At 67.0% G+C, this 13,458-nt stretch carries 11 protein-coding genes; 2 read left to right on the plus strand and 9 right to left on the minus strand.

Annotated features, from left to right (window positions below; genetic code table 11):
• Window positions 1-10: 10 nt before the first annotated feature.
• The 3 genes from E0W60_RS06445 to E0W60_RS06455 are packed head-to-tail and all read right to left on the minus strand — an operon-like array spanning window position 11 to window position 2,954.
• On the minus strand, window positions 11-1,456 hold the full coding sequence (locus E0W60_RS06445) for a LutB/LldF family L-lactate oxidation iron-sulfur protein (RefSeq protein WP_135703401.1): 1,446 nt from the start codon (window positions 1,454-1,456) through the stop codon (window positions 11-13).
• On the minus strand, window positions 1,453-2,175 hold the full coding sequence (locus E0W60_RS06450) for a LutC/YkgG family protein (RefSeq protein ID WP_135703402.1): 723 nt from the start codon (window positions 2,173-2,175) through the stop codon (window positions 1,453-1,455). The genes E0W60_RS06445 and E0W60_RS06450 overlap by 4 nt, the downstream gene beginning before the upstream one ends.
• Complete coding sequence (locus tag E0W60_RS06455) at window positions 2,172-2,954, minus strand: (Fe-S)-binding protein (RefSeq protein ID WP_135703403.1); 783 nt, start codon at window positions 2,952-2,954, stop codon at window positions 2,172-2,174. The genes E0W60_RS06450 and E0W60_RS06455 overlap by 4 nt, the downstream gene beginning before the upstream one ends.
• Window positions 2,955-3,138: 184 nt before the next feature.
• Between E0W60_RS06455 and E0W60_RS06460 the strand changes: the two genes are divergently transcribed.
• Window positions 3,139-3,810 carry a FadR/GntR family transcriptional regulator gene (locus tag E0W60_RS06460; RefSeq protein WP_135703404.1) on the plus strand — a complete coding sequence of 224 codons (672 nt, stop codon included), beginning with the start codon at window positions 3,139-3,141 and terminating at the stop codon, window positions 3,808-3,810.
• Window positions 3,811-3,933: 123 nt separating this feature from the next.
• Here the strand turns inward: E0W60_RS06460 and E0W60_RS06465 are convergent, their stop codons facing one another.
• The 6 genes from E0W60_RS06465 to E0W60_RS06490 form a co-directional block, all read right to left on the minus strand.
• Window positions 3,934-4,971, minus strand: a complete 1,038-nt coding sequence (locus tag E0W60_RS06465; RefSeq protein WP_133097106.1) for an AI-2E family transporter — start codon at window positions 4,969-4,971, stop codon at window positions 3,934-3,936.
• Window positions 4,972-5,158: 187 nt separating this feature from the next.
• Window positions 5,159-6,226 (minus strand): type VI secretion system protein TssA, encoded by a 1,068-nt coding sequence (tssA, locus tag E0W60_RS06470; RefSeq protein ID WP_135703405.1) that lies wholly within the window; start codon window positions 6,224-6,226, stop codon window positions 5,159-5,161.
• Window positions 6,227-6,233: 7 nt separating this feature from the next.
• Complete coding sequence (tssG, locus tag E0W60_RS06475) at window positions 6,234-7,274, minus strand: type VI secretion system baseplate subunit TssG (protein ID WP_431189878.1); 1,041 nt, start codon at window positions 7,272-7,274, stop codon at window positions 6,234-6,236.
• A complete protein-coding gene (tssF, locus tag E0W60_RS06480) occupies window positions 7,271-9,151 on the minus strand; it encodes a type VI secretion system baseplate subunit TssF (protein ID WP_135703407.1) in 1,881 nt (626 codons plus the stop codon). The genes tssG and tssF overlap by 4 nt, the downstream gene beginning before the upstream one ends.
• A 15-nt stretch (window positions 9,152-9,166) precedes the next feature.
• A complete protein-coding gene (tssE, locus tag E0W60_RS06485; RefSeq protein WP_135703408.1) occupies window positions 9,167-9,733 on the minus strand; it encodes a type VI secretion system baseplate subunit TssE in 567 nt (188 codons plus the stop codon).
• Window positions 9,717-10,199, minus strand: a complete 483-nt coding sequence (locus tag E0W60_RS06490; RefSeq protein WP_165971553.1) for a TagK domain-containing protein — start codon at window positions 10,197-10,199, stop codon at window positions 9,717-9,719. Before E0W60_RS06490 ends, tssE begins: the two co-directional genes overlap by 17 nt.
• A gap of 506 nt (window positions 10,200-10,705) precedes the next feature.
• On the opposite strand from E0W60_RS06490, the gene tssH reads away from it, so the two are divergent.
• Window positions 10,706-13,432, plus strand: a complete 2,727-nt coding sequence (gene tssH, locus E0W60_RS06495; protein WP_135703410.1) for a type VI secretion system ATPase TssH — start codon at window positions 10,706-10,708, stop codon at window positions 13,430-13,432.
• The last annotated feature ends 26 nt before the right edge of the window (window positions 13,433-13,458 follow it).

A 13,458-nucleotide genomic window follows, 5' to 3' on the forward strand; every position in this document is an offset into this window, starting at 1 on the left:
GCGGGCGTGCCTACTCCGGCTGCCCCTTCTCCTTGAGCAGATCCGCCAGGCTCTTCGCCGCCGGCTTCAGTGGCGTGCGATGCTGCGTCCATCCCATCTGCTTCGACGGCGCCAGCGCACGCAGTCTGGTGGCCGCCCAGCGGAACATCCGGTAAGTGGCCGGGTGCGAATACGCCCCGCTCCAGAAGCGCCACACCAGGTGCTCGCCCTTGCTGTACTTGGCGCCCTGGCCACGCAGCGGGTTGGCCACCCGCTCCTCGGGATCGCGGTTGGATTCGGTGCGCAGGCGCACCAGTAATTGCGGGATCGGGATGCGTACCGGGCAGACCTCGCCGCAGGCGCCGCACAGGCTGGATGCGGTGGGCAGGTCCGCCGTGGCCTCGAGCCCCAGCAGATGCGGCGAAATGATCTTGCCGATCGGACCGGGATAAGTCGTGCCATAGGCATGGCCGCCGATGCGCGTATAGACCGGGCAATGGTTCATGCATGCCCCGCAGCGGATGCACTGCAGCGTGGCGCGCAGCTGCGCGTCGGCGTAGGCCTGCGTACGGCCGTTGTCGAGCAGCACCAGGTGCACCTCGCGCGGGCCGTCGCGCTCGCCGTCGCGGCGCGGGCCGGAGATCAGGTTGAAGTACGTGGTGATCGCCTGCCCGGTGGCCGAGCGCGTCAGCAGGCTCGACAGCGGCACGATGTGCTCGAGCTTCGCCACCACCTTTTCCATGCCCATGATGGCGATATGCACATCGGGGACCGTTGTCGAAAGGCGGCCGTTGCCCTCGTTCTCGACCAGCCACAGCGTGCCGGTGTCCGCCGCGGCGAAGTTGACCCCGGACAGGCCGATGTCGGCGCCGACGAACGCCTGCCGCAGCGCGCGGCGTCCGGTCTGGATCAGCGCGTCGACGTCCTCGGTATAGGGCGTGTCAGGAATATGCTGCTCGAACAGCGCGGCGATATCGCCCTTGGTCTTGTGGATCGCCGGCATCACGATATGCGACGGCTTCTCGCCGGCAAGCTGGACGATGTATTCGCCCATGTCCGACTCGATGCATTCGACGCCGCGCTCGGCCAGGTAATGGTTCAGCTCGATTTCCTCGCTGGCCATCGACTTGCCCTTGATCACGCGACTGGCCTGCCTTGCCGCCGCGATGCCGTGGATGATGCGGTTGGCGTCGTCGGCGGTCTCGGCCCAGTGGACCTGCACACCGGCGGCGGCGAGCTGTTCCTCCAGTTGCACCAGCAGGTCCGGCAGGTTGGCGAGCGCGTGCTGGCGCACCGCTTCGCCCAGGTCGCGCAGCCGCTCCAGCTCATCGGCGTCGGGAAACTGCGCCAGCCGCTTGCCCTGCAGGAAGTCCATCGCGCCGCGAAAGCTCTGGCGCAGCTTGGGATCGTCCAGCGCCTCGCGCGCGCGCGCCTTGAAGTCTTGCGGCGCGACGAAATGCAGCGTGTTCTGGCTCATTGCGCGGCCTCCTTGTTATCGATGTTCTGCTTGTCGATGTCCTGCACGATGACGACCCACAGCCGGCGCGGGCCGTGCGCACCGTAGGCCAGCGTCTGCTGGATATCGGAAGTCTTGGACGGGCCCGAGATCATCACCAGGTTGGTCGGCATGCCGTCGCGCCAGCGTTCGGCGCGCGCGGCCATGTGCAGGTCCTGGTGCAGCGTCGATGCGCGCACCAGCGCCACGTGCAGCGGCGGCACCAGCGATACCGTGCGCGGCGATCCCGCGTCCGGTGCAACGATCAGCGTGCCGGTGGCGGCAATGCCCGAGCGCGCCACGGTGAAGCCGGCGTCGACGGTGTCGAACAGCTCGGCTTTCCAGGCTTCGATGGGGCGGTCATAGCCGATGGCTTCGACCTGGGGCGGCAGCGCGGCAGCCAGCGCCGCGCCGGCGTGGCTTGCGGGATCGAGCAGCAGGCGCCGGACGCCGGCTTCGGCCAGCGCGGCGGCCAGCAATGCCGGCCACGCTTGCGCATCGGTGCACCAGACTTCAGCGTGCGAGGCTTGCAGTGCCATGCGCATCGCATCGACCAGCTCGTCGGCGCTAGGCGCGCGATGCCGGCGCGCCTCGAAATGGCCATCGATGCGGCGATCCAGTTCAGCGGTGGAGGACGCAGGCGTGGGGGCGGCGGCGCGCAGCCGGCCCAGCATGCGTTCGCGGGCGCCGGGCGTGCTCATGCGGCACCTCCGGTGCGCCGCCACAGGAAGCTGGCCAGGTGTTCGACCTGCAGCGGGGCGCCGTCATGCGCGGCGGTATGGCCGATATTGAGCAGGCAGCCGCAGTCGGCCGACACCAGCCGCTCGCAGTCGGTGGCGAAGGCGGACGCAACCTTGTCGCGCACCATCGCACCGGAGATATCGGGATGCTTGAGCGAAAACGTGCCGCCGAAGCCGCAGCATTCCGACTCGCGCTGATGCTCGACGCGGGTCACGCCAGGCAATGCATCGACCAGTGCCACGCCATGCTGGCGCGTACCCATTTCGCGGCGCGCGCCGCAGGAGGTATGCAGCACGATGCGCTCGGGCGCCTGGCCCGGCGGCACGGCGTTGTGGAAATCAACGTGCAGTACGTGCAGCAGGAATTCGCCCAGCTCGTAAATCCGCTCGGCCAGCGCGCGCGCCTTCGGGCCGGCCACGGGATCGTCGGCGAACAATTGCGGCCAGTGGTGGCGCATCATGCCGGCGCATGACCCGGACGGCACGATGACCGGCCAGGGCTGGCTGAACAGGTCCAGCTGCGCACGGGCTACCGCACGCGCGGCGTCGGGATTGCCGCTGCTGTAAGCCGGCTGGCCGCAGCAGCTCTGCGCACGCGGAAAGTGTACGGTGAGGCCTTCGCGCTCGAGCAGCCGCACGGCGTCGAGCCCGGCCTGCGGCACGAACAGGTCGACCAGGCAGGTGGCAAAGAGATAGGCCTGCGTAGGCGCAGGGCCGTTGGGGTACTGACGATCCTTCATGTCTCGCTCCGTATGTGCTGGGTTGCGCTGCTTGGCGTCGCACATTTGGGCGCATAATTCCCGCTTCCGCGCGGTTGTTCAAATTGGTTGGACCAGTCGGCGGGGCGATTGTGGAGCGAGGGTGGACGGCATGACGGCGGCGGCACAAAGGAGCGGACGCACCCGCGGGCGCGTGGAGGCGGTCATGCGCGAGATGGAAACCGCGCTGCTGGACGGTACGTGGCCGCCGGGCACCCGGCTACCGGCCGAGCGCGTGCTGGCCGAGCAGTACGCGGTGGCGCGCAACACCGTGCGCGAAGCCATCCAGCGCCTGGCCGCGCGCGGCCTGCTGCAAAGCCGGCGCGGCGCCGGCGTCTATGCCACCGACCAGTTGCGCGCCGGCATTGCTTCCCCATGGGGCCAGCTGGTGGCCGACCATCCCGCGCTGCGTGACGACATCCTGGAGTTCCGCCGCGTACTGGAAGGCGCGACCGCCTATTTCGCCGCGCTGCGCGCCAACGCCGCCGACGTCAGGCGCATCCGCACCCTGATGGATGAACTCGAACGCGCCCGCGCCGCCGACGACAAGCAAGCCGAGGCCGATGCCGATGCGCGCCTGCATGACGCCATCGCGCTGGCTTCGCACAACACCATGTTCCTGCACCTGCATACCAGCGTGATCGGCATGCTGCGCGAACACATCACCATCAATGGCACCGGACTGCGCGAACAGGACGACAGCGCCTCGGAACTGTTGCTGCTGCAGCACCGGACGCTATGCGAGGCGATCTGCGCGCGCCGGCCGGAAGAAGCGCGCACGGCGATGCAGACGCATATCGACTTCGTGCGCAGCCGGGTCGAGCAGGACGGGAGCTGAATGCGCGTAATTGGTCGGACCAGCGGGCGCTGGGGCGCCGGAATGGAAAACGTCTCCAATGCCAGCAACGGCTGCGGCACATTCGCCCACTTTTGCCCGCGGCCAAAGGCCAGGGCGCTGTGTTTATATCAGGCCGGCACCGGCCAGTTCCCGCTTCAGGTATGCATAGAAAATCGGGCCGGCGATCACGCCGGGAATGCCGAACAGCGTCTCCATCAGCAGCATCACGACCAGCAGCTCCCACGCCGCGGCCTGGATGCGCGCGCCGATGATGCGGGCGTTCAGGAAATACTCCAGCTTGTGGATCACCACCAGGAACACCAGCGAACCCACCGCGATCGGCAGCGATACCGACAGGGACGCCACCACGATGGCGGTATTGGAAATCAGGTTGCCCAGCACCGGCAGCAAGCCGGCCACGAAGGTGATGACCACCAGCGTCTTCGACAGGGGCAGGTGCACGCCGAACAGCGGCAGCACCAGCAGCAGGTAAATCGCCGTCAGCAAGGTATTGATCGTCGAAATCTGGATCTGCGCAAAGATGAACTGCGAGAACGCCTGCTGCAGCGTGCGCGCCCGCGCCACCAGCGCAGCCGCCAAGGGACGGCGGTTCGGCCGTGACACGGCGCGGTAAAGCGCCACCATCGCGCCGATCACCAGGCCGATCAGGATATGCACCAGCGTGCGCAACACCTCCGCCCCCAGCTTCTGCGCCATGGCAGCATGCGCGCGCAGCGCTTCGATCAGCGCATTGGCCAGCTCGTCCACGCCGTTGGGCAGCGCGTCACTGAGCCACGGCGGCAACTGCCCGCGCGACTGGTCGATAATGTCCGCGACATGATTGAGCAAGCCATCCAGCGTATTGCCTTCCCCGCTGATAAAGCGCACCAGCAGCCAGCCTGCCAACGACAGCCCCAGCAGGATCAACGCCGATAGGATTGCCACCGCCAGCGCATCGTGCCGCTGGTTCAGCCGCTTCAACCGCGGCGCCAGCACATCCACCAGGGAATACAGCAGCAGCCCGGACAGCAAGGCTGCCACCAGGTTCGCTTGGAGCACGGTCCAGAGCGCCAGCGCAGTCAGGACATAGGCGACGGCACCGACGCTGTACCACGCGGCCGGCAGCAGGCGCGGGGCGTTGGTCTGGTCGGGGTCTTTCATCGATGGTCTCCGGCGTTGGGGGGCACGCGCCCTCGGCGGGTGCGGGGCGGGCCAGGGCAAGCCCGCCTGTCAGTTCGGGTCAGGCAGCCTAGCGCTCGATTGTCGGGGCGGTGGCGGGGTTAGGCAAGCCTGCCGTGAACGGGTCCCGCTGGTGGCAAAAGGCTGGAAGGCGTGCCGCGCAGCGCTCCTATGCGGACTCCCGCACCCAGCGCTCGACAAGTTCCTCCGGTATGGCGCGGTAGACGTCTTCGAAGCGCTTGCCGATCAGGCGCTCGACCTGCCATAGCAGCAGGGCAACCGGGCTGCTGGGTTCATGCTGCTCGAACCACTGGCGCACAGCCCGGACCTGGCGCAAGGCGGCATCGCGGCCAGCGGGGCTATCGCCGGGGTCCGGGATGACTGGCAGGGCGGCAGGCGCCGATGGCGCCATGGAGTGAGAGGCATCTGACATGGGCATCGGCCCAGGCTTGACGGGGCGATCGGCCATTGCCTCCGCCACGGTCGTGCCCGCGAGTTCCGGATTGCCGACGAGCCGAAGTAACTTTCCAAGCGGCGCGAGGTCCGGCGCATGGCCCGCCAGCGTCTCATCGCCCCAATGCTGCAAGATCGCTGCCAGGCCGTAGGCTTCATCCATGGCGGCAATCTGGGGCATGCCCTGGCGTCGCAACGCGTCCAGCTGCTGGCGCACGGATTCGGGCGCGAGGGCATCGGCAGGATGAGGTACCCCCAACGCCCGTTCGATATCCCTGACCTGCAGGCGCGTTGCCGCATTGCCTGCCAGCACGATCTCGCGTATATCGGCGAGAAGGCCGTCCGGGTCGACCAGCGCCGCGAAGGCGTTGGCGCGCAGTGCCGGATCGTGTTCACCTTCCACCATGAGCTGGGGATGGATGTCTTCCGGATAGTCAGCCAGCAGGCGTTGCAGCAGCGCCATGCCATCGCGCAGGCCCTCGGCGTGGTCGAGCCGCGTGCGGCAGCGAAGCAGCAGGTTCAGCAAGCGGATGTCCTTGCTGCGCATCAGCAGGCGCCGGCAGTCGCGCTCGAGCTCTGTCCAGTTCGGTGGCTCGGCCTGCGTAACGAAATCGCCGTATTGTGCTTCCGCGCCGGGCGCCGCCTTTGCCATCAGGACGACGAATTCCGGGTCGTATTCGAGATCGGGGCCGCAAGGATGTGCGGCATCGATCGGCTGTGCCAGCTCGGCGAGGCGGATTGCCTGGCGCGCATCGGATCTGGCTGCCCTGGATTTTGCCTTCATGGCAGCCTCAGTGTGTGACGTACTTCTCGGGGTCGAAGACCATGCCGGTGATGGCGCGCTGCTGGTCGGCCTCACCCAGCCAGGTCGACCAGCCCAGGCCCTCTTGCGCACCGAGCACGGCAGGCGGCGCGCAATGCGGCTTTATCTGCAGCTGCAGCTCCCACTCGTATTCGAAGCCGATGAAGGACCGGACCCATTCCACCAGCACCGGCAGATCGCGCCCGTTGGGCGTGAAGTTCAGGTACTGCTGCAGATGCAGCGGGCCGATGACGAGACGGAACTTGTGCTGCCGGTCGGGGACCATGTCGCCCAGCAGCGCGCCCTGGCCCATCACGCCTGGCGAACCGGGGCGGGCGAGACGGCTGTGTTCGGCCGGATCTAGCACGATCCAGTGCAGCACGAACTCCTCCAGCCGCACCGGTACGCCAAAGAAGTGCGACACCGTCCCGGCGATGCCATCGGGACAGCGCGACTCGCGCACATGGTGGGCGCTCGCGGACAGGCGCGCGTGCGCCGGCAACGGGCCGCGGCGGATTTCTCCGGGATCCTGCCCCGCCAGCCAGCCCACGTAGCGCGAAAAGACTTCCTCGTCCGGCCGGTCGAGCCCCGCCGTGGCCTGCGAGCCCGCCCAGGCCTGGTAGAACTGCGTCAGCGCGCGATGATGGAACAGGTCGAGGAAGGCCGCAGTCGTCCCGTCGCGGTGTGCCTCGGTGCGCTCCCTGACAATTTCCGTGTGATGGATCGGCAAGGCGCCATTGGGGCCTAGCATGCCGAGCCCGAACAGCTGGATTCGCAACCGGCCCGCCTGCATCTCAAGCCGGGCAATCTCGCGCGGCGCAAACGCCAGCGAGGCGGCCTGGCCAATGCGGAAGCATTCCGCTTGCGGTCGGATGGCGCGGCCGGCCGGCGGCAGGTCGGCATGCTGCGCCGACAGCGCGCGCAAGAGCCCGAGGAAGCTGACCTTCCATGGCGCGCGTTGCGCATCGTCTGCGACGGAGCGCGCGGCGCCGCGCTGGCCGATACTGTTGTCGGTCTGGCTCATGGCTATATCGCGCCGCGTCCTCCCATTCGTACCGGCCAGCGGTGAATCAGGCCGCGTTCGATCGCGTACAACTCCGTTTCCGCGAAGGCGTTGACCGATACGTGCCGCGCCAGGAAGTGCTCGAGGATCACGCCGAACAGGTAGGGGCTGATGCCCGAGAAGCCGCTTTCCTCCACCGTCAGCTGGCACTGGACACCGCGGCCGTAGAGGACGGGTCCGTTTCCGGGCAGCCGCCGCGTGACCGGCCGGATGCTGCTGCCGATCAGGCTCTGGACCTGCCGCTGCTGGGCCGCGTCGTCGGGGGCGACGAACAGCCGCAGCAGGTCGCGCAGTCCCTGGCCGCCTTCGCGATGGTCGAGATCGGTGAGCGAAAGGTAGTTGAACCCCAGCTGGCGGATCAGCCGCCAGGCCATTTCTCCCTCGGCGAAGGGCGCGCGCGGGGCCGACGGCGGCCGGATCAGCCCGACCCCGCCGACGGGAATCGAATCCGGTGTGCGCAAGTCATCGTAGCCATTGCGCGGGACAAGATTCGGCAGGTCGCGGTTGGTGACCATGGCCTGCACCGACAGGTAGCGCAAGTCCTTCGGGTAGGGGGCCTCGCGCTGGTCGACCAGCGACAGGAACACCTCGGTGCCGGTGTACGCGGCGCGTGTCCCGTACTTGCGCGCATGATCGGAAACCAGCCGCCGTTCCCGCCGCATGGAGAAGTAGCGTCCATGGTTGCCCTCGTCGCTGTTCAGCGTGGCGAAGAGCGGCCGGAACGCCACCGGCGTGCTGCGCTCGGAAACCTGCCCGGACAGGCCCTGCACCGAGAAGACCTCGTAGTCGAGCGGCCGGCGCCGGTCCGGCACGAGGTGAAACTCGGTGTGCCCGGCATGGATTTCCATCCGGTCGGTGCGCATCGGGAACAGGTTGACCACCGGCGTGCAGAACAGCGCGAACTGGCTCGCATCGACCTGGCTCGCGAGCACCCCGGGCGGCCTGGCCAGCAGGATCACGATCTCGGCCTCGCCGCCGTCGATGCCGGCCAGTCCGGGTGCGAGTCCGTTGAGTGCGGCGAAATAGAACCGCTGCGGACACGCGAAATACTCGTGCACGAGGTTGTGCCCGTGAAACTTGTTCCAGGGCACCGGCAAGGCGCTTTCCTCCGGTGCCATGCCGACGTAGCCGACCGCGTCCTGCGGGACCGCGCAGGGCCGCTCGCCCATCGCGCCTGGCTTGCCGATGAGCACGGTGACGCCGGCACCATGCAGCAACTCGAACAGGTGCGAGGCGATCTGGTCGTTGCCGCACAGATGCAGGGGCAGGGTATCAAGCCCGGCCAGCCTGGCGAACGTGACATTGCGGGTCAGCCTCAGTCGCAGCCGCAGCGCACCCTGTACGTTCACGTGGGCCGGCACGTAGCGTTCGAGATGCCGGATGTCCGGCGGGATGCCGGTAAGCCGGGCGTCGGCGATCTCGATCGGCCACAGTGTCAGCGGCTGGGTCGTGCGAAACTCGCATTGGGTCGATTCGCCCGCCGGCGCACGAGCCAGCAGCGCGGTGCCGCGCGGTATCGGGATGCCGCGGACCAGGTCGCCCTCCTTGTGGCTGGGATGGAACTGCGCGACCGCGATCGCCGGCGTCGGCGCGATGTAGTTGGGATAGATGACTTCCAGCAGGCGCTGGGTAAAGCGCGGGAATTCCGCATCGAGCTTCAGCTGCGTGCGGGCGGACAGGAAGCAGAACGCTTCGATGAGGCGCTCCACATAGGGATCGGCCACCTCGATGCCCTGCATACCCAGGCGCCTGGCCACCTTGGGATGCTGGTTCGCAAACTCCCCCGCCAGCTCGCGCATGTAGACCAGTTCGCGGTTGTAGTACTCAAGCAGCCGAGGGTCCATGGTGGTGGGGAGGCATCAGTTGGCGTGAATCGACTTGACCTGCATGCGGCTGGTCTCCAGGTCGAGCGAGCTTTGTGCGGTGAAGGCCATCGGATAGGGATCCATGTGGATCAGGCCGGAAATCTCGAATAGCAGCACGTTGTGGCGATGCGGCGCATCCTCCTTCAGCATCGGCGCGATCCCGAGCGAGCCCGGGATCAGGCGCGGCTCGAAATCCTCGATGGCGCGCTGGACGATGCGGATGATGTCGTCCCATTTGCGCTCGGACAGGTAGCTTCCTGCGAGCGCGGGAACGCCGTAGTTGAGCGTCGAGCTGGCAGCCTCGGGATAGCGCGCGCGATCGATCTCGTCCTCGCGGTTGGTCGTGTTGAGCAGGTAGGTGAGATCGCGCTGGATGATCTTGCGCATCTGCGTGCGCGTGACGGTGTATTCTTCCGGCGCTTCCGTCCTGCGGTGCGGCGCATCGTCGCGCAGCCGGTCGAACAGCGTCGGCAGCAGTTGCGAATTCGGACGGCGGGGCGGACCTGCGCGGCGCAAGGCCGCCGGCGTGCCACGGTCCGGCCGCTCAGGTGGTTTGCTCATCGTCCGGGGACCATTCGCGTTCTGGGCAATAGACGCTGTCCATGGAAACCAAATGGTGTTCGCGCCGTGTAAGGCTGGCGGTGGCGGCGCGGACTTGCGCGCAATCGATGCCGCTGGCAAAGAGCCGCAGAACGTCCGGGGCTCGCGGTTGCATAAAGAGCTGGCAGTCATCCGCGGCGTCTCCTGCGCTGATGCAGGCATCGATATGACCGGCCACGTCCAGCATGTCCATCAGCCTGGCCGTACTGGCGGCTTCGTGGGCGAGCGTCTGCAGCGGATTGGGATCGGACGCGGCAAGCGGGGTGGGCGCCCTGGCGCCTGCATCGTGGACGCCGACATAGTCGGGATCGCGCAAGACGGCCTCGGCTTCCAGCATGAGCCGCGCCAGCATGTCCGGGCCCGCCGCGATGCCGGCGTGGCTGGCGCTTGGCGCCGGGATGTGACCCTGGCCGACCAGGTCGAGCAACCCATTCGCGTCGGGTCCTGCGTCGGAAAGCGCCCTTGCTGGATCGGCTGGCCATTCGCTCATGTCGCCTCCGCCCACCTCGGTTTCAGGAAATGGCGCTGATGATAATCACAAAAATTGCGGAAATGAATGCGGAAATCCGGTATTACGTGCTATTAATTTCTAATATTAGATTTAATTTAATTTCATTAAAAATATGAAGAATCCTATTGTTTGACTTGCGGGTGTGTGTAGTCAGTGACGGCTGTCCCGTATTTCGATGAGAGTCCGAAGAAATAAGGCTGTCTGTCATTGCAGCATGATTCATGCGGTGGTAATTGCGCACGAGATGGGTCGAACTACGCCATGAATGTTGTGATTCGATTTTTATGGCGCCGCGCTATGAATATTCAGATTGTCGGCGCATTGCATGCCTGAAGATTTGTCAATAGTCTGAAAAAAAGCAAAGACAACCGTCCAACGGCTCGCATTCATGCAGCCGTGAACGGAAGACGCAAGGCATTCGAATGGATATTTCGCGCCAGGCCCTGTTTGGCCGACTCAATTCCACCCTGTTCAAGGCGCTGGAAAGCGCGACCGCTTTCTGCAAGCTCCGCGGCAACCCGTACGTGGAGCTGGTCCACTGGCTGCACCAGTTGCTGCAGGCGCCCGACGGCGACATGCAGCGCATGCTGCGGCATGCGGGTGCGGACCGGGCGGCCCTGGAGGCCGACCTGACCCGGGCGCTGGCGGCGCTGCCGGCCGGCGCTTCGTCGATCAACGATTTCTCGTTCCAGATCGAGACAGCGGTGGAGCGTGCCTGGGTCTACGCAACGCTGGCATTCGATGACGGCCGCGTGCGCGGCGCCTACCTGCTGACCGCGCTGCTGAAGACGCCCGAGCTGCGCCGCACCGTGCTTGGCGTGTCCAGGCAGTTCGGGAAGGTACAGGCCGATGATCTCGTCGCCAACCTGCCGACACAGGTTGCCCAGTCGCCGGAAGCGGAGGAGGGTGCATATGACGGTAGCGGCCTGGCGCCGGCGGCGCCAGGGGAGGCGAGCGGCGCCATCGCCGGCGCGCCGTCTGGCCGGTCGGCGCTGCACCAGTACTGCCTTGACCTGACCGAAGCCGCGCGTGCCGGCAAGCTCGACCCCGTGATCGGCCGCGAGCAGGAGATCCGCACCATGACGGACATCCTGTTGCGCCGCCGTCAGAACAACCCGCTGCTGGCCGGCGATGCGGGTGTAGGTAAGACCGCCGTGATCGAAGGATTCGCCCGGGCCATCGCGGCAGGGCAGGTGCCGCCCAGCCTGAAGGATGTCCGGCTTCTGAGCCTCGATGTCGGCGCGTTGCTCGCGGGCGCGAGCATGAAGGGGGAATTCGAGGCGCGCCTGAAGGCTGTGCTGGAAGAGGCCGACCGGTCGCCCAAGCCGGTGATCCTGTTTATCGACGAAGTACACACGCTGGTCGGTGCCGGCGGGCAGGCGGGCACCGGCGATGCCGCCAACCTGCTCAAGCCGGCGCTGGCCCGCGGCGCGTTGCGCACGGTCGGCGCCACCACCTGGACGGAATACAAGCGCCATATCGAAAAGGATCCCGCGCTCACGCGACGGTTCCAGGTGCTGCAGGTCATCGAGCCGGAGGAGGCCATGGCAATGGCCATGCTGCGCGGGATGGTTTCCACTTTCGAGACGCATCACCAGGTGCTCGTGCGCGATGACGCGGTGCGTGCCGCGGTCAGGCTCTCGCATCGCTACATCCCTTCGCGGCAGTTGCCTGACAAGGCGATCAGCCTGCTCGACACTGCCTGCGCGCGCGTTGCGCTGTCACTGCACGCCCCGCCGAAGGAGGTCGAATTCCTGCGGCAGCAATTGCAGGAATGCGATACCGAGCATGCGCTGCTGGCCAAAGAGGCGACGCTCGGTGCCGCTCCGGGCAAGCTGCTGACGCCGCGGATGGCCGACCTCAATACGCGCCGCGAGCGGATCGAGGGCGAGCTGGCGCTGGCCGACGGTCGGTGGAAGCGCGAACTGAGCCTGGCCAACGACCTGCTTGCCTGCCGGCGCGTGCTGAGCCAGGCGCCGGAGCAGGCGCCGTTGGCCACGGACGAGGCCGGCCGCCAGCTCGAGGACATCGAAGCCGAACTGAGCGCGGCCCGCGCCAGCGCGCCGCTGGTCCATACCGAAGTGGACGAGGCAGTCGTGGCCGAAATCGTCTCGGACTGGACCGGCATCCCTGTCGGCCGCATGGTGGCGGACGAGGTAGCGGCGGTGATGCGGCTGCCGCAGACGCTCGCCGCCAGGGTGACCGGGCAAGACCACGCGCTTGCCCTGCTGGCAGAGCGCATCCAGACCGCCAGGGCGCAGCTGGCCGATCCCGGCAAGCCGGTCGGGGTGTTCCTGCTGGTCGGGCCGTCCGGCATCGGCAAGACCGAAACGGCGCTGGCGCTGGCCGATGCGCTGTACGGCGGCGAGCAGAACCTCATCTCGATCAATCTCTCCGAATTCCAGGAGGCGCATACCGTCTCGACGCTCAAGGGCGCGCCGCCGGGTTATGTCGGCTACGGCGACGGCGGCGTGCTCACGGAAGCGGTGCGCCGCCGGCCGCACAGCGTGGTATTGCTCGATGAAGTCGAGAAGGCGCATGCCGATGTGCACGAAGTCTTCTACCAGGTCTTCGACAAGGGCCATATGGAAGACGGCGAAGGCCGCCACATCGACTTCCGCAACACGATCCTGCTGCTCACCAGCAATGTGGGTTCCGAGCTGCTGCTGGACCTGTGTGAGCGCAACGGCTCGCCCCCCGACCTTGCCGCGTTGTGCGAGGCCCTCACGCCCGAACTGCGCAAGCATTTCCCGGCGGCCTTCCTCGGCCGCCTCGTGGTCCTTCCCTACCTGCCGTTGGCGCCGGAAAACCTCGGGCGCATCGCGCGCATGCAACTGGAGCGGGTCGCGGCACGCCTCCAATCCCAGCACGGCATTGCGTTGAAGTACGCGGATGCCGTGGTCGATCTCATCGTGTCGCGGTGCGCGGTGGGCGAGACCGGCGCGCGCCAGCTGATCGGCTTTATCGAGCAGGCCATCCAGCCGCAGCTCGCGCGGCTATGGCTGACGGCACTGTCCGGCAAACAGGATGTGGCGGCCGTCGCCATCGGCCTGTCCGGTACAGGGCCGGGCGAGCTGACCTATGACATCGAATACCGTTCCGGCCAGGGTCATGCCGAGCCGGGCAATGCCGAAGCCGGACCGGCCTGATGCCTCCGGCACATCCTTGAAACCCG

Source organism: Cupriavidus oxalaticus (genome assembly GCF_004768545.1).
Classification (GTDB): Bacteria; Pseudomonadota; Gammaproteobacteria; order Burkholderiales; family Burkholderiaceae; genus Cupriavidus; species Cupriavidus oxalaticus_A.